This window comes from Stenotrophomonas sp. YJH_SMC_65 (assembly GCF_059369475.1).
Window position 1 is genome coordinate 121,547 of record NZ_JCAFSR010000001.1, and the last position, 15,332, is coordinate 136,878.

Annotated in this window: 16 protein-coding genes; 15 read left to right on the plus strand and 1 reads right to left on the minus strand. The window is 67.4% G+C overall.

The features are described 5' to 3' along the window. The first annotated feature begins 59 nt into the window (after positions 1 to 59). The 9 genes from rpoE to recO all read left to right on the plus strand — a co-directional run bounded on the left by rpoE (position 60) and on the right by recO (position 8,720). Complete coding sequence (gene rpoE / locus AC5P7A_RS00505) at positions 60 to 680, plus strand: RNA polymerase sigma factor RpoE (protein WP_014038091.1); 621 nt, start codon at positions 60 to 62, stop codon at positions 678 to 680. Next, positions 677 to 1,552 (plus strand): sigma-E factor negative regulatory protein, encoded by an 876-nt coding sequence (locus AC5P7A_RS00510; RefSeq protein WP_126411249.1) that lies wholly within the window; start codon positions 677 to 679, stop codon positions 1,550 to 1,552. The genes rpoE and AC5P7A_RS00510 overlap by 4 nt, the downstream gene beginning before the upstream one ends. Positions 1,553 to 1,626: 74 nt before the next feature. Beyond that, positions 1,627 to 3,159, plus strand: a complete 1,533-nt coding sequence (locus AC5P7A_RS00515; protein ID WP_495219799.1) for a DegQ family serine endoprotease — start codon at positions 1,627 to 1,629, stop codon at positions 3,157 to 3,159. Between the two features lie 180 nt (positions 3,160 to 3,339). Further along, positions 3,340 to 5,133, plus strand: coding sequence for a translation elongation factor 4 (gene lepA, locus AC5P7A_RS00520; RefSeq protein WP_032958997.1), 1,794 nt, complete (start codon positions 3,340 to 3,342; stop codon positions 5,131 to 5,133). A 55-nt stretch (positions 5,134 to 5,188) separates the two neighbouring features. Then, positions 5,189 to 5,983 carry a signal peptidase I gene (gene lepB / locus AC5P7A_RS00525; RefSeq protein WP_014038087.1) on the plus strand — a complete coding sequence of 265 codons (795 nt, stop codon included), beginning with the start codon at positions 5,189 to 5,191 and terminating at the stop codon, positions 5,981 to 5,983. 52 nt (positions 5,984 to 6,035) lie between these two features. Further along, entirely contained in the window at positions 6,036 to 6,419 is a 384-nt protein-coding gene (locus AC5P7A_RS00530) for a DUF4845 domain-containing protein (RefSeq protein WP_014647998.1), read from the plus strand. After that, positions 6,409 to 7,089, plus strand: coding sequence for a ribonuclease III (gene rnc, locus AC5P7A_RS00535; protein WP_032958999.1), 681 nt, complete (start codon positions 6,409 to 6,411; stop codon positions 7,087 to 7,089). Before AC5P7A_RS00530 ends, rnc begins: the two co-directional genes overlap by 11 nt. Continuing rightward, positions 7,086 to 7,982: a GTPase Era gene (gene era / locus AC5P7A_RS00540; RefSeq protein ID WP_005410599.1), complete on the plus strand. Its 897-nt coding sequence runs from the start codon at positions 7,086 to 7,088 to the stop codon at positions 7,980 to 7,982. Before rnc ends, era begins: the two co-directional genes overlap by 4 nt. Before the next feature lie 18 nt (positions 7,983 to 8,000). Further along, complete coding sequence (gene recO, locus AC5P7A_RS00545; protein ID WP_014647995.1) at positions 8,001 to 8,720, plus strand: DNA repair protein RecO; 720 nt, start codon at positions 8,001 to 8,003, stop codon at positions 8,718 to 8,720. 523 nt (positions 8,721 to 9,243) lie between these two features. On the opposite strand, the gene AC5P7A_RS00550 is transcribed toward recO, so the two are convergent. Continuing rightward, positions 9,244 to 9,972, minus strand: a complete 729-nt coding sequence (locus AC5P7A_RS00550; RefSeq protein ID WP_014647994.1) for a response regulator — start codon at positions 9,970 to 9,972, stop codon at positions 9,244 to 9,246. Positions 9,973 to 10,099: 127 nt separating this feature from the next. Between AC5P7A_RS00550 and rlmD the strand changes: the two genes are divergently transcribed. The 6 genes from rlmD to AC5P7A_RS00580 all read left to right on the plus strand — a co-directional run bounded on the left by rlmD (position 10,100) and on the right by AC5P7A_RS00580 (position 15,316). Then, complete coding sequence (rlmD, locus tag AC5P7A_RS00555) at positions 10,100 to 11,434, plus strand: 23S rRNA (uracil(1939)-C(5))-methyltransferase RlmD (protein ID WP_032959001.1); 1,335 nt, start codon at positions 10,100 to 10,102, stop codon at positions 11,432 to 11,434. Positions 11,435 to 11,468: 34 nt separating this feature from the next. After that, positions 11,469 to 11,954 (plus strand): CYTH domain-containing protein, encoded by a 486-nt coding sequence (locus AC5P7A_RS00560; RefSeq protein WP_014647992.1) that lies wholly within the window; start codon positions 11,469 to 11,471, stop codon positions 11,952 to 11,954. Positions 11,955 to 12,069: 115 nt separating this feature from the next. Further along, the gene (locus AC5P7A_RS00565) at positions 12,070 to 12,765 is read left to right on the plus strand and encodes a DsbA family oxidoreductase (protein ID WP_014647991.1); all 696 of its coding nucleotides are present in this window, start codon (positions 12,070 to 12,072) and stop codon (positions 12,763 to 12,765) included. A 160-nt stretch (positions 12,766 to 12,925) separates the two neighbouring features. Continuing rightward, the gene (nagZ, locus tag AC5P7A_RS00570) at positions 12,926 to 13,933 is read left to right on the plus strand and encodes a beta-N-acetylhexosaminidase (protein WP_014647990.1); all 1,008 of its coding nucleotides are present in this window, start codon (positions 12,926 to 12,928) and stop codon (positions 13,931 to 13,933) included. Then, positions 13,933 to 14,487, plus strand: coding sequence for a hypoxanthine-guanine phosphoribosyltransferase (locus AC5P7A_RS00575; RefSeq protein ID WP_495219800.1), 555 nt, complete (start codon positions 13,933 to 13,935; stop codon positions 14,485 to 14,487). The genes nagZ and AC5P7A_RS00575 overlap by 1 nt, the downstream gene beginning before the upstream one ends. Before the next feature lie 82 nt (positions 14,488 to 14,569). Beyond that, a complete protein-coding gene (locus AC5P7A_RS00580) occupies positions 14,570 to 15,316 on the plus strand; it encodes an S-methyl-5'-thioinosine phosphorylase (protein ID WP_006461208.1) in 747 nt (248 codons plus the stop codon). Positions 15,317 to 15,332 lie beyond the last annotated feature (16 nt).

Sequence of the window (15,332 nt, forward strand, 5' to 3'; positions counted from 1 at the left end):
CCCGGGATTGGCAGTCTCATTGCCCGACGTCGGTTGGGCTGACAGGAGTGCGGCCCCTCATGGCCGATGTTGATACACCTCAGGAGCTGGATCTGGAGCTGGTCCGGCGCGTGCAGCACGGCGAGAGTGCCGCGTTCGATGTCCTGGTGCGCAAGTACCAGCATCGGGTCGTGGCCCTGGTCGGTCGCTACATCGCCGACTGGAGCGAATGTCAGGACGTCGCCCAGGACACTTTCATCCGTGCCTACCGCGCGATCGGGAGTTTCCGTGGCGATGCCCAGTTCTCAACCTGGTTGCATCGAATCGCCGTGAATACCGCCAAAAACTACCTGGCTTCACACAATCGTCGTCCGCCGACCGATGACATCGACATCGGTGACGCCGAGCAGTTCGACAGCGGTACCCGCCTGCGGGACACCGACACGCCCGAGCGCGAGTTGATGCGCCAGGAGCTGGAACAGACGGTCATGAAGGCCGTCAACGCGCTGCCGGAGGAACTCCGGTCGGCGATCACCCTGCGCGAGGTGGAAGGCCTGAGCTACGAGGATATCGCGCAGAAGATGGGGTGCCCGATCGGCACCGTGCGTTCCCGGATCTTCCGGGCGCGCGAGGCGATCGACACCGAACTCCGGCCGCTGTTGGACATCGGCAGCGCCACCCGTGAGAAGAGCCGCGTATGACCAGTAACCCGTTCAACGAATCGCAGAACCATCAATCGCCCGCCGGGCAGCGCCTGGACCAGCGCCATCGCGAGCAGCTGTCGGCCCTGGTCGATGGCGAGCTGGGTGCCGACGAAGCGCGCTTCCTGCTGCGCCGGATGGAACACGACCCCGAACTGGCCGGCTGCCAGGAGCGCTGGCAGCTGCTGGGCGACGTGATGCGCGGGCAGGCCCCGGCGTTGGCACCGGCCGGCTTCAGTGCCGCCGTTGCGGCCGCCATTGCGGCAGAGCCGACGCCGCAGGCCGAGCCGCGTCGCCAGGTGCGTCGCAGTGGCTGGCGCGCCTGGGGCGGCGGTGCTGCGCTGGCCGCATCGGTCGCCGCGGTCGCCCTGTTCATCGGCGGCGAGAAATTGAAGGAGGCGACGCCGGGTGAACCGCTGGCGCCGCAGGTGATCGCCAGCCAGGCGGAACTGGCACCGGCCGCGCCGACCCCAGTCACCGAGGCTTCGGTGGACACGGCCGCAGTGGCCGTGGCTGCTGCGCCGGCCGTAGCGATGGCCGCGGCGGGCCGCCGCCAGGACGCCCGCCGTGCCAGCGCTACGCGCAGCCAGCAGGCCGCGCGTGCCGCCCAGCGCGACGACACTTCGCAGCGCGCCATCGCGGCCGTGCAGGCACCGTTGACCCCGACCGTGCCGGCCAACGCCAACCGCAACCTGCCGTTCGGCGAGGTCAGCGGGCTGCAGGCCCGGCCATGGCCGCGCTCCAGCCTGGCGCCCGCCGCTGGCGGCGCGCTCAATGCCAGCTTCCCGGCCCACGCCGGTAGTGCCGCGTTCTATCCGTTCGAGCCGCGCCTGCAGGATGACCTGCCGGTGCCGCCGCGCCCGCGCGACTGAGCCGGGCGCCTTCACGCCCCGCCGTCGGCGGGGCCCGTATTCCTCTTTCCACCCGACCCGGAGGTTGCCGTCCGATGACTCCCCGACTCCGCACGCAGGCCATTGGCCTGCTGGCCCTGACCCTTCCCCTGGTGGCCTGCGCACAGGCGCCGGCGCCCGTCGCCCAGACCCAGCCCGCGCCAGCCGCGGCCGCGCGGGCACCGGCGCAGCCGCTGGTCAGTGGCCTGCCCGACTTCACCAACCTGGTCGAACAGGTCGGCCCGGGCGTGGTCAACGTCGATACCACCATCGTCCGCAACAACCGCCAGGCCGCGCGCGGCCCGATGGGCGACGATGACATGCCGGAGTTCTTCCGCCGCTTCTTTGGTCCCGACTTCCCGATGCCGGGGCAGGGGCCGGGTGGGCCAGACGGTGGCCCCAGCATCAAGGGCCGTGGCATGGGCTCGGGCTTCATCATCTCGCCCGATGGCTATGTGCTGACCAATTACCACGTGGTGGCCGACGCCAGTGACGTGAAGGTCAAGCTGGGCGACAGCCGTGAGTTCACCGCCAAGGTGGTGGGCAGCGACCAGCAGTACGACGTCGCCCTGCTGAAGATCGACGGGAAGAACCTGCCAACCGTGCGCGTGGGTGACTCCAACAGCCTGAAGCCGGGGCAGTGGGTTGTCGCGATCGGCTCGCCGTTCGGCCTCGACCATTCTGTCACCGCCGGCGTGGTCAGCGCCGTCGGCCGCAGTACGGGCGGCCCCGACCAGCGCTATGTGCCGTTCATCCAGACCGACGTGGCGATCAACCAGGGCAATTCCGGTGGCCCTCTTCTGAACACCCGCGGCGAAGTGGTCGGCATCAACTCGCAGATCTTCTCCGCGTCCGGCGGCTACATGGGCATCAGCTTCGCGATCCCGATCGACCTTGCGATGAGCGCGGTGGAGCAGATCAAGAAGAGCGGCAAGGTCACCCGCGGCCAGCTCGGCGCGGTCGTGGAGCCGATCGATTCGCTGAAGGCGCAGGGCCTGGGCCTGCCGGACAGCCGTGGCGCCCTGGTCAACCAGATCGTGGCCGGCAGTGCGGCCGCCAAGGCCGGCGTGCAGGTGGGCGACGTCATCCGCTCGGTCAACGGCAGCCCGGTCAACAGCTGGTCCGACCTGCCGCCGCTGATCGGTGCGATGGCGCCGGGCAGCAAGGTGAACCTGGTGGTGTACCGCGACGGCAAGCCGCATGACCTCAGTGCCACGTTGACCGCCCTGAGTGAAGACGGGCAGGCCAGTGCCCGCGGGCCGTCGGCCGGCGGTGCCGAGGCGGCGCCGCAGACCGGGGCCAATGCCCTGCTGGGGCTGGACGTGAGCGACCTGAGCGCAGCTCAGCGCAAGCAGTTCGGGCTCAACGGCAACGAAGGCGTGCGCATCACCGGGGTCAAGGGCCAGGCGGCGCGTGATGCCGGCCTGTCGCCGGGCATGGTGATCCTGCAGGTCGGCCGCGTCGCGATCGGCAGCGTGGATGCCCTGAACCGGGCGCTGTCCAGCTTCAAGAAGGACGACGTGGTCATGCTGCTGGTCCGCACGGCCAATGGCAACAGCGCCTTCGTGGCGGTCAAGGCCGGCCAGTAGGGCCTGCCGGGGCCGCTCCGGCGGCCCCTGGGCCTCCCCCGAAGCCCCGCCTCGGCGGGGCTTCGGTCGTTCCGGGCCGGTGCCCGGCAGCCGGTTTTCGCGGCCGGGCGCTGGGCGTGCGATAATCGACCGTTACCCTGACGACGCCGCGCGCCGCCGCCACCTATGTCTTCTGATTCGATGCGGAACATCCGCAACTTCTCCATCATCGCCCATGTCGACCACGGCAAGTCCACGCTGGCCGACCGCATCATCCAGCTCTGCGGTGGCCTGCAGGCCCGCGAGATGGAAGCGCAGGTGCTCGATTCCAATCCGATCGAGCGCGAGCGTGGCATCACGATCAAGGCGCAGTCGGTGTCACTGCCGTACCTGGCCAAGGACGGGCAGACCTACCACCTGAACTTCATCGACACCCCCGGCCACGTCGACTTCTCCTATGAAGTCAGCCGCTCGCTGGCCGCCTGCGAAGGCGCGCTGCTGGTGGTCGATGCGGCGCAGGGCGTGGAAGCCCAGTCGGTGGCCAACTGCTACACCGCCGTGGAGCAGGGCCTGGAAGTGGTGCCGGTGATCAACAAGATCGACCTGCCCACCGCCGACATCGAGCGCGCCAAGGCCGAGATCGAGGCCGTGATCGGCATCGATGCCTCCGACGCCGTGCCGGTCAGTGCCAAGACCGGCCTCAACGTGCAGGACGTGCTGGAAGCGATCGTGCACCGCATCCCGCCGCCGGCGCCGCGCGACACCGACAAGCTGCAGGCGCTGATCATCGACTCGTGGTTCGACAACTACCTCGGCGTGGTGTCGCTGGTGCGCGTGATGCAGGGCGAGATCAAGGCTGGTGACAAGCTGCAGGTGATGTCGACCGGCCGCAACCACCAGGTCGACAACGTCGGCGTGTTCACGCCGAAGCGCAAGGTGCTGCCGGCGCTGCGTGCCGGTGAAGTGGGCTGGGTCACCGCCAGCATCAAGGACGTGCATGGTGCGCCGGTCGGCGACACCCTCACCCTGGCCGGCGACCCGGCGCCGAAGCCGCTGCCGGGCTTCCAGGAAATGCAGCCGCGCGTGTTCGCCGGCCTGTTCCCGGTCGATGCCGAAGACTACCCGGACCTGCGCGAAGCGCTGGACAAGCTGCGCCTGAACGATGCCGCGCTGCGTTTCGAGCCGGAAAGCTCCGAAGCGATGGGCTTCGGCTTCCGCTGCGGCTTCCTGGGCATGCTGCACATGGAAATCGTGCAGGAGCGCCTGGAGCGCGAATACAACCTGGACCTGATCAGCACCGCGCCGACGGTGGTGTATGAGGTCCTGAAGACCGATGGCTCGATCATCAACATGGACAACCCGGCCAAGCTGCCGGCGGTGAACCAGGTCGAGGAAATCCGCGAACCGATCATCCGCGCCAACGTGCTCACCCCCGAGGAGTACATCGGCAACATCATCAAGCTGTGCGAAGAAAAGCGCGGCAGCCAGATCGGCATCAACTACCTGGGCAGCCAGGTGCAGATCAGCTACGAGCTGCCGATGGCCGAGGTGGTGCTGGACTTCTTCGACAAGCTGAAGTCGGTCAGCCGCGGCTACGCCTCGCTCGATTACCACTTCGTGCGCTTCGACGCAGGCCCGTTCGTGCGCGTGGACGTGCTGATCAACGGTGACAAGGTCGATGCGCTGTCGTTGATCGTGCACCGCAGCCACGCTGACCGACGTGGCCGCGAGCTGTGCGAGAAGATGAAGGACCTGATCCCGCGCCAGATGTTCGACGTGGCCATCCAGGCCGCCGTCGGCTCGCAGATCATCGCCCGCACCACGGTCAAGGCCATGCGCAAGAACGTGCTGGCCAAGTGCTATGGTGGCGACGTTTCGCGCAAGAAGAAGCTTCTGGAAAAGCAGAAGGAAGGCAAGAAGCGCATGAAGCAGGTCGGACGCGTGGAGATTCCGCAGGAAGCGTTCCTGGCCGTCCTGCAGATGGACAACAAGTAAGGCCCGCACCGGCCCTGCGGGGCCGGTCGTCTGGTGACGTTGCAAAGGACCCTGAATGAAACTGTTTGAGATCCTCCTGGTCGTGCTGACCCTGGCCTCGGGCCTGATCCTGCTCGCGGACAAGCTGTACCTCGCCAAGCGTCGCGCCCAGCGCGCGGGCCTGCTCGACTCCGAGCCGGTGCTGGTGGATTACTCGCGTGCGTTCTTCCCGGTGCTGGCGATCGTGCTGATCGTGCGCAGTTTCATCGCCGAGCCGTACAAGATCCCGTCCAGCTCGATGATGCCGAACCTGCTGATCGGCGACTTCATCCTGGTCAACAAGTTCTCCTACGGCCTGCGCCTGCCGATCAGCAACACCAAGATCGTGCCGTTTGGCGAGCCGTCGCGCGGCGACGTGGTGGTGTTCCACTTCCCCGGCCACAGCGACAACGATCCGGCCAAGGGTGAGAACTTCATCAAGCGCGTCATCGGCGTGCCGGGCGACACCGTGGTCTTCGAAGGCGACGGCGTGATCCTCAACGGCGAACCGCTGAAGTACGACAACAAGGGCATCTATGCAGGCCACAAGGGCCAGGGCGAGGGTGCCAACCTGCTGGTCGAACACCTGCCGGGTCGTACCCACACCGTGCTGGAGACCGACTATCCGCGTGGCCAGGGCCAGTGGACCGTGCCGGCCGGCAAGTACCTGGTGATGGGCGACAACCGTGACAACAGCGACGATGGCCGTTTCTGGGGCCTGCTGCCGGAAGAAAACCTGCGCGGCAAGGCCTTCCTGATCTGGCTGAACTGCCAGGGCTGGTTCTGCAAGGATGGCTTCGAGCCGTCGCGGATCGGCTCGAGCATCAACTGATCGGGCATCAACCGAGTATTTTCACATCCAACGCGTATCTGGGGAGAACGCAATGAAGACGATGAACACGCAGCGTGGCATGACCCTGACCTCGTTCCTGGCGGTCCTGATCGTGGTCGGTTTCTTCCTTTACATCGGCATGAAGCTGTTCCCGATGTACCAGGAGTATTACGCGGTGCGCTCGGCGATGAAGAGCCTGGCCAACGAGCCGGGTGTGGGCAGCATGGAACCGGCCCGGATCCAGGATCTGTTCTTCAAGCGGCTGTACATCAACTACTCGGAAAACGTGAAGCCGGCCAACGTGAAGTTCGACCGCCGCGACAATGGCTGGACCCTCAAGGTCAACTACGAAGTGCGCCGTCCGCTGGTCGGCAACCTGGACGTGGTTGGCAAATTCGATTCATCCCAGGACCTGACCCGAAGCGGTGCCGAATAAACCTTTCCAACGTGGTGACCTGATCGGTCATCCCTTCCGCGACCCGGCGCTGCTGAAGCAGGCGCTGACGCATCGCAGTGCCGGTGCGCCACACAACGAGCGCCTGGAGTTCCTGGGCGACAGCATCGTCAACATGATGGCGGCCGAGGCGTTGTACCAGCGCTGGCCCAAGGCTGACGAAGGCGCGATGACCCGTGCCCGCGCCGAGCTGGTGCGTGAAGGCGCGCTGGCGGTGATCGGGCGCACCCTGGAACTGGGCGATCGACTGATCCTGGGTCCGGGCGAAATGAAGTCCGGCGGCCACCGTCGTGATTCGATCCTGGCCGACGCGGTGGAAGCCGTGGTGGCTGCGATCTACCTGGATGCCGGCTTCGAGGCCTGCCGGGCGGTGGTACTGCCCTGGTTCAGCGCTTCGATCGAGGCACTGCCGGCCTCCGGCCGGCCCGAGAAGGACCCCAAGACCCGCCTGCAGGAATGGCTGCAGGCCCGACAGAAGGCGTTGCCGCAGTATGAACTGGTGTCAGAATCCGGTGACGACCACGCCAAGCACTTCCGGGTACGCTGCAACGTAGCCGACCCGGCCGCCAGCACCGAGGGCGAAGGCGCCTCGCGGCGGCTTGCCGAACAACAGGCGGCTGCGGCCGTCCTAGCACAACTGGATTCCAAGTGAGCGAACAAACTCCCCATCATTGCGGCAGCGTGGCCGTCATCGGCCGCCCGAACGTGGGCAAGTCGACCCTGACCAATGCCCTGGTCGGCGCCAAGGTCAGCATCGTCTCCAACCGTCCGCAGACCACGCGCCATCGCCTGCTGGGCATCGCCACCTATCCGGAAGGCCAGCTGGTCCTGGTCGACACCCCCGGCCTGCACAAGGTGCAGAAGCGGGCGATGAACCGGGTGATGAACCGCGCCGCGCGTGGCTCGCTGGAAGGCGTCGATGCCGGCCTGCTGGTGATCGAAGCCGGTCGCTGGGATGAAGAGGACAGCCTGGCGTTCAACGTGCTGCGCGACGCCGGCATCCCGGTGGTGCTGGTGGTCAACAAGATCGATCGCCTGAAGGAAAAGGGCGCGCTGCTGCCGTTCCTGCAGCAGGTGACCGAAGGTCGTGATTTCGCCGCCGTGCACCCGATCTCGGCGCAGAAGCGCAACGGCTTGGAAGCACTGGTGCGCGACGTGCTGAAGCTGCTGCCGGAAGCCCCGCCGATGTTCGGCGAGGACGAGATCACCGATCGCAGCCAGCGTTTCCTGGCCGGTGAACTGGTGCGCGAGCAGTTGATGCGCCAGCTCGGCGAGGAACTGCCGTACGCAACCACCGTCGAGATCGAGCGCTTCACCGAGGATGGCAACCTGCTGCGCATCGGTGCGGTGATCTGGGTCGAGCGCGAGGGCCAGAAGGCCATCGTGATCGGCAAGGGCGGCGCCCGCCTGAAGGAGATCGGCGCCAAGTCCCGCCTGCAGATGGAGCGTCTGTTCGGGGCCAAGGTGTTCCTGGAAACCTGGGTGCGCGTGCGTGAAGGCTGGTCCGACGACGAGGCCGCGCTGAAGGCCTTCGGCTACGAATAAGCCGCGACGGTCGCTTCGATGATGATCGAGGACGACACCGGCTTCGTGCTGCACGCACGGGCCTACCGCGAGACCAGCCTGCTGGTCGAAGTGTTGAGCGCGCAGCATGGCCGTATCGGCCTGCTGGCGCGTGGCGTGTCCACCGCCAAGGGCCAGGTGCTGCGCGCCGCCCTGCAGCCGTTGCAGTGGATCCGCTTCAGTGCCCAGCAGCGGGGTGAACTGGCCCAGCTGCGGGGTGCCGAGGCGCTGGATGCCGCGCCACGCCTGGTCGGCCAGGCGATGTTGGCCGGCTTCTACCTGAGTGAACTGACCCTGCGCCTGGCCCCGCGCCAGGACCCGCTGCCGGAGCTGTACCTTGCCTACGGTGAGGCACGCGCGCGGCTGGCGGTCGGTGCCGGCCTGGCCTGGACCCTGCGCCGTTTCGAGCGCGAACTGCTGTCCGCGCTGGGCCTGGGTTTCGAGCTGGACAGTGCCAGTGATGGCCAGCCGATCGACCCGGCGGCGCGCTACGAGCTGGACCCGCAGGAAGGGGCGCAGCGCCTGCTGAGCGAGCGTGGCGGGGAGCGCCGGGCGGCGGCCACTGGCTCGGCGCTGCTGGCCCTTGCGGCCGACGAAGAACCGGATGCCGCCGATCTGGCCAGCCTGCGCCTGCCGATGCGGCGGGTGCTGGCCCATCACCTGGGCGCGCGCGGGCTGAAGTCCTGGGAAATGCTCGAGCAGCTTGCGCCGCGCAGGTAGGGGGGGGGGCAGGGCTTGCAGCCCTGCACCTGCCGAATCAACGTCAACGGCAAAAGCTGGCTATCCGTGGGTAGGCGGGGTGGGTCCGGTTGCGGGAGACGCCGTAAACCCGTCCCTGGGGGCTTGGCCGCGGCATCCATGCCGCGGACACTCCCGCAACCGGACCCACCCCGCCTTCGACAGTGTTCCGCGAACTGTCGGAACGGCGTGGGGTCGGATCCGTTTTCCTTCGGAAAACGGATCCGACCCCAGATTGATTTCGATATCTGACAGAAATTCATCCACGCATGGCGTGGATCTACCCGATCGCGGAAAACTGTAAGAGGTGGGGCGGTATCGGAGGGCGGGGTGTCAGCCGCATGGATGCGGCTGCCAAGCCCCCAAGGACGGGTTTACGGCGTCCCCGCCCTCCGATACCGCACCGCCAACCCACGGAATGCATGCCGTTGCTGTTGCTGTTGCTGTTGCCTTGGCTTGGCTTGAAGCCTCTGCGGGTGCAGGGCGCAGCCCTGCCGAAAAACCCTCAATGCAGCAGGGCAGCTACCGCGGCGCGGAACCCGTCCTGGGCCTGCCCGGACTCGGGTGCATGATGCAGCTGGCGCACCGCCCGGCCCAACCGTGCCGCCCCCACGAAGCCACAGCTCGCCTGCAACCGGTGCAACTGGCTGCGCAGCTGGCGCTCGTCGTGCTGGTCCACCGCCTGCTCGACCGCGTCGCGCACACCGGGCAACTCGGCCAGGAACAGCTCGCGCAGTGCGATCAGGTGGTTGCGCTGGCCATTGAGCGCGGCCAATGCCGCAGTCTCGTCCCAGTCCTGAACGGCCAGCTCGACCGCGGCCGGGGCCTGTGCCACGAAGATTCCCGCCGGGCTGTTGACCAGCGCACGGCGCACGGCCTTCAGCAGCTGGTCGCGGCCCAGCGGCTTGACCAGGGTGTCGCTGAAACCGGCTTCGCGCAGGCGGGCGTGGATGGAGGTATCGCCGTCGGCCGTATGTGCCAGCGCCGGTGTGTCGGGATGTGAGCGGCGTAGCTCACGCAGCAGTTGCGCGCCATTGCCATCCGGCAGGTTGACGTCGATCAGCCACAGATCATGCGCGCCGGGTTCGGCACTGGCCAGGGCACTGGCCAGCGAATCTGCGGTATCCACATCCGCCGGTAACGTTTCCAACGCCGCCTTGAAAAAACCGCGGCTGATGATGTCGTCCTCGACAAGCAGGAAGCGGGGCCGTGCGGCCCGCGGGGTCATCTGCATCAGGGCTGCCTCCATGTCAGCTGGCCCAATCATCAAGCACGACGGCCACGGGCGCAAGCGGGTCCAGGCCCCGTCGGTCAGGATCTGCGACAATACGCCCCCATTTTTGCCCGCAGCCTGTTGCCACGTGGCCCGATCCCGTTCCCGCACTGACCGTACCCCATTCCAGACCGAGATCCTCGACCTCAGCCATGATGGTCGCGGTGTCGCCCGCCGTGAAGGCGAGGGCGGCAAGGTCACCTTCGTCAGCGGCGCGCTGCCCGGCGAGGTGGTGATGGCTGAACAGACTGCCCGCAGCCGCCATTTCGACGAGGCGCGCACCCTGGAGGTGCTGCAGGCCTCGCCGCAGCGGGTGACCCCCAAGTGCCCCCATTTCGGCACCTGCGCCGGCTGCGTGCTGCAGCACCTGGACGAAGACCAGCAGATCGTGGCCAAGCAGCGCGTGCTGATGGACAACCTGGAGCGGATCGGCCATGTGAAGCCGGGCACCGTGCTCGCGCCGCTGGTCGGCGAGAGCTGGGGCTACCGCCGCAAGGGCCGTTTCTCGGTGCGCCGGGTCGAAAAGAAGGACAAGACCCTGGTCGGCTTCCGTGAACAGGATCCGCGCTTCGTCGCCGACCTCAGCCAGTGCCTGACCGTGATCCCCGAGATTGGTACCAAGGTCGAGGCGCTGTCCACCTTCATCGAGTCACTCGATGGCAAGCGTGACATCCCGCAGATCGAATTCATCGCCGGTGACCAGGCCGTGGTCCTGACCGTTCGCCATCTGCAGCCGCTCAGCGATGCCGACCGCGCGGCCTGGGCGGCCTTCGGCCAGCAGCATGGCTTCGTGATCTACCTGCAGTCCGGCGGCGTGGATACCGTGCAGCCGCTGGACGGGCAGGGTGTGCCGCTGTCGTTCCGTCTGGCGCCGTGGGATGTCGAGCTGGCGTTCCGCCCGCTGGACTTCATCCAGGTCAATGCCAAGCTCAACGAGAAGATGATCGCCCACGCCCTGGACCTGCTGGAACCGGGTGAGGACGAGCGTGTACTGGACCTGTTCTGCGGCCTGGGCAACTTCACCCTGCCGCTGGCGCGCCGCGTGCGCGAGGTGGTTGGCGTGGAAGGCGATGCCGGCCTGGTGGCGCGTGCGCGTGAGAACGCCGAGCGCAACGGCCTGGCCAACGCGCAGTTCTTCAGCGCCGACCTGACCCAGGACCAGCGCAGCACCCCGTGGATGCGCCAGGGCTTTGACAAGCTGCTGCTGGACCCGCCGCGCTCGGGTGCGATCGAAGTGCTGCAGCAGCTGCCGCTGAAGCAGTTCAAGCGCATTGTCTACGTCAGCTGCCACCCGGGCTCGCTGGCGCGCGATGCCGGCTATCTGGTCAACGAACAGGGCTTCACCCTGGTCAGCGCCGGTGCCATGGACATGTTCCCGCATACCGCGCACGTGGAAAGCATCGCGGTGTTCGAGAAGCGCTGACAGGTTGTCATCACCCATCGCGCATAATGGCGCGATGGGCATCGAAATCGAACGCAAATTCCTCGTCAGCAGTGATGGCTGGCGCACCGCCGCGCATCGGGTGATCCCGATGGCGCAGGGCTACATCAACGACATGGGCGCGCTCGACCGCGGCACCCAGAACGCCTCGGTGCGCGTGCGCATCGAAGGCGACCACGCCGCGCTGAACCTGAAGTCGCGCACCATCGGCCATACCCGCCAGGAGTTCGACTACCCGATCCCGGTGGAGGATGCGCGCGCCCTGTTGGCGCTGTGCGTCGGTGGCCTGATCGACAAGCGCCGCCACCTGGTCGAACACGCCGGCCTGACCTGGGAAGTGGACGAGTTCTTCGGCGACAACGCCGGCCTGGTCGTGGCCGAAGTCGAGCTGGACAGCGCCGACCAGGCGATCGAACTGCCGGACTGGGTGGGTGCCGAAGTCACCGACGACGCGCGCTACTACAACGTCGCACTGGCCAGTCACCCCTATTCACAGTGGTGAAGCCCCCAAAAAAGGGGACGGAGGGGATTAAGTCGTCTTTACCCCAGCTGTGCTGGAAACGACTTAATCCCCTCCGTCCCCTTTTTTCGAGGGAGGCGGGCCCCATGTGGTGGGGATGAGAATCGACATCTACTCCGACGTGGTCTGCCCTTGGTGCTGGATCGGCAAGCATCGCTTCCAGCAGGGTGTGCAGTTGCTCGGCGCCAATGCGCCTGAACTCGATATCCACTGGCAGCCGTTCCAGCTGGACCCGGACGCGGACGCCACCCCGGTGCCGCTGCGCGAGGCCTATGTGCGCAAGTTCGGTGGCGTCGAGCGCACCGAGCAGATCCTCGGCCAGACCCAGACCACCGCGCGGGCCGAGGGCCTGCCGATGGATTTCAGCCAGGGCCAGGTGCGGGTGACCACGCTGCCGGCCCATCGGGTGTTGTGGCTGGCCGGCCAGCACGGCGTGCAGGATGCGGTCGGCGAAGCACTTTTCCGTGCCCACTTCGAGCATGGCCAGAATCTGGCCGATACCGCAGTGCTGGTGAAGGCCGGCGTGGCTGGCGGCCTGGACGGTGCTGAAATCGCGCAGATGCTGGGCTCCGACCGCGGCCTGGCCGAGGTCGAAGCCAGGCTCGCGCAGGCCCATGCACTGGGCATTTCCTCGGTGCCGACTTTCGTCATCGATGGGAAGTGGGCCATTTCCGGGGCCCAGCCGCCAGAGGCCTTCGCCAACGCCCTTCGCCAGATCGCAGCCGAACAGGGCGCCCCGGCAGCTTCGGCTGACGGCGACGAGGCCTGCGGCCCGGACGGCTGCAAAGTCTGAGCAGATCGGGGTCAGAGCCCCTGCGGGGATCCGACCCCGGGGTCAGATCCCCGCAGGGGCTCTGACCCCACACTCCCCTTCGTCTGACCCCTGCGCCTGTCGGCCGGTTCTGCGACAATGCGGCACTGCGCCATGCGGGCGCGCGTTGTGGAGATCGACCATGCTGCTGATCGGCGTTGCCGGCACCGAACTGACCGCCCAGGAACGTGACTGGCTGCAGCACGACGCCGTGGCCGGGGTGGTGCTGTTCAAGCGCAACTTCGCCTCGCGCCAGCAGGTGACCGATCTGAGTGCGGCGATCCGTGCCGCCGCCCCGCGCCCGCAGCTGATCTGCGTGGACCAGGAAGGCGGCCGTGTGCAGCGTTTCCGCGAGGGCTACAGCGCGCTGCCGCCGCTGCAGGACATCGGCGCGCTGTACGCCGCCGACCCGCAGCAGGCGCTGGCCCTGGCCGAACAGCATGCCTGGCTGATGGCCAGCGAAGTACGTGCCAGCGGCCTCGACCTGAGTTTCGCGCCGGTGGTCGACCTTGGCCGCGGCAACCGCGCCATCGGCAACCGTGCCTTCAGTGAAGACCCGCAGGTGGTGGCCGCGTTCACCGCCGCCTATGTGCGCGGCATGCATGCGGTCGGCATGGCCGCCACGCTCAAGCATTTCCCCGGCCACGGCACCGTGCTGGAAGACACCCACGTCGATACCGCGATCGACCCGCGCGCGCTGGACGAACTGCGCGCCCAGGACCTGGTGCCGTTCCAGGCCGGCATCGCCGCCGGTGCCGATGCGGTGATGATGGCGCACGTGATCTATCCGCAGGTGGCGCCGGAGCCGGCCGGCTATTCCCCGCGCTGGATCCAGGACATCCTGCGTGGCGAGCTCGGCTTCCGTGGCGTGGTGTTCTCCGATGACATCGGCATGGCCGCCTCGCACAGTGCCGGTGGCGTGCCGGCACGCGTGCACGCGCACCTGGATGCCGGCTGCGACGTGGTGCTGGTCTGCCACCCGGAACTGGTCGATGAAGCCCTGCACGCGGTGCAGGGACGCTCCCTCAATACTGCTGCGCTGCTGGGCCTGCTTGGCCGCGGCGCGCTCGGCTGGGACGGCCTGCTTGCCGACGCCCGCCATGGCGACACCCAATCCCGTCTGCTTGAAACCCTTGGAAGAACCGTCTGATGCCCAACCTCACCATTTCCCAGGCCCTGGCCCAGGCTGACCTGCTGGTCGACCGCCCCACCATCGACAAGGCCATCGCTGGTATCGCCGACGCCATCGCGCGCGATTACAAGGGCGAGGTGCCGCTGTTCCTGTCCATCATGCATGGTGCGCTGCCGTTCGCCGGCCAGCTGGCGCTGGAACTGGGCGCGCGCGGCCAGGACGTGCAGTTCGATTACCTGCACGCGACCCGCTACCGCGGTGAAACCACCGGCGGAGACCTGGTCTGGAAGCACAAGCCGGCCACCTCGCTGTTCGGCCGCCGCGTGCTGCTGATCGACGACATCCTCGACGAGGGCTACACCCTGCAGGGCGTCCGCACCTGGTGCCTGGAGCAGGGCGCGACCGACGTGCACATCGCCGCGATGACCGTGAAGAAGCACGACCGCGCACTGCCGGACGTGACCGCCGACTACGCCGGCATCGAGCTGCCGGACCGCTACGTGTTCGGCTTCGGCATGGACGTCAACGAGACCCTGCGCTGCGTGCCGGCGATCTACGCAATGAAGGAGTAACGGCGCAGCTGCCTGCGGCGCGTCTTCTTCCACCGCCGGCATCCTCGGGTGCCGGCGTTCGTCTTTCCATGGAGTGCTTTGAATGCAACAGATCGCCCTGGCCGTGATCGGCGGTACCGGTGTCTACAACCTGGCCAAGCTCGACGACGTGCAGACCCACGAGGTCGACACCCGCTTTGGCCGCCCGTCCGGCCCGGTGCGCGTGGGCACGCTGCTCGGCCATCGCGTGGCGTTCCTGGCGCGGCATGGCGAGGGGCACTCACTGCCGCCGCACAAGATCAACTACCGCGCCAACCTGGCCGCGCTGCAGCAGCTGGGCGCGCAGCGCGTGCTGGCATTGAACACGGTGGGTGGCATCACCGAAGACTTCGGTCCGCGCGTGCTGGCCTGCCCGGACCAGATCATCGACTACACCTGGGGCCGCATCAGCACGATCTGTGAAGAAGAAGGCACCGACGTGGTCCACGTCGATTTCGGCCACCCCTATACGCCGATGCTGCGCAGCAAGATCCTGGCGGCAGCGAAAGTGACCGGCGTCACGGTCCATGACGGTGGCTGCTACGGCGCGACGCAGGGCCCGCGCCTGGAGACCATCGCCGAGATCGCCCGCATGCGCCGTGACGGCTGCGACCTGGTAGGCATGACCGGCATGCCGGAGGCCGCGCTGGCACGCGAGCTGGGGCTGGATTACGCCTGCCTGGCAATCATCGCCAACTGGGCCGCCGGCTGCGGTGATGGCGAGGAGATTACGATGGCCGAAGTACTGGCGAACGTGCAGGCGGCCAGCAACGGACTTCCGGAACTGGTGGGCGAATTGGCGCGGGGGTGATTGTCTTCCCCGAGCA

What these genes read in the sequence shown, in the direction of transcription:
- rpoE (WP_014038091.1), top strand. Translation starts at nt 60, where the DNA reads ATGGCCGATGTTGATACACCTCAGGAGCTGGATCTGGAGCTGGTCCGG.
- AC5P7A_RS00510 (WP_126411249.1), top strand. Translation starts at nt 677, where the DNA reads ATGACCAGTAACCCGTTCAACGAATCGCAGAACCATCAATCGCCCGCC.
- AC5P7A_RS00515 (WP_495219799.1), top strand. Translation starts at nt 1,627, where the DNA reads ATGACTCCCCGACTCCGCACGCAGGCCATTGGCCTGCTGGCCCTGACC.
- lepA (WP_032958997.1), top strand. Translation starts at nt 3,340, where the DNA reads ATGCGGAACATCCGCAACTTCTCCATCATCGCCCATGTCGACCACGGC.
- lepB (WP_014038087.1), top strand. Translation starts at nt 5,189, where the DNA reads ATGAAACTGTTTGAGATCCTCCTGGTCGTGCTGACCCTGGCCTCGGGC.
- AC5P7A_RS00530 (WP_014647998.1), top strand. Translation starts at nt 6,036, where the DNA reads ATGAAGACGATGAACACGCAGCGTGGCATGACCCTGACCTCGTTCCTG.
- recO (WP_014647995.1), top strand. Translation starts at nt 8,001, where the DNA reads ATGATGATCGAGGACGACACCGGCTTCGTGCTGCACGCACGGGCCTAC.
- AC5P7A_RS00550 (WP_014647994.1), bottom strand. Translation starts at nt 9,972, where the DNA reads ATGCAGATGACCCCGCGGGCCGCACGGCCCCGCTTCCTGCTTGTCGAG.
- AC5P7A_RS00560 (WP_014647992.1), top strand. Translation starts at nt 11,469, where the DNA reads ATGGGCATCGAAATCGAACGCAAATTCCTCGTCAGCAGTGATGGCTGG.
- AC5P7A_RS00565 (WP_014647991.1), top strand. Translation starts at nt 12,070, where the DNA reads ATGAGAATCGACATCTACTCCGACGTGGTCTGCCCTTGGTGCTGGATC.
- nagZ (WP_014647990.1), top strand. Translation starts at nt 12,926, where the DNA reads ATGCTGCTGATCGGCGTTGCCGGCACCGAACTGACCGCCCAGGAACGT.
- AC5P7A_RS00575 (WP_495219800.1), top strand. Translation starts at nt 13,933, where the DNA reads ATGCCCAACCTCACCATTTCCCAGGCCCTGGCCCAGGCTGACCTGCTG.
- AC5P7A_RS00580 (WP_006461208.1), top strand. Translation starts at nt 14,570, where the DNA reads ATGCAACAGATCGCCCTGGCCGTGATCGGCGGTACCGGTGTCTACAAC.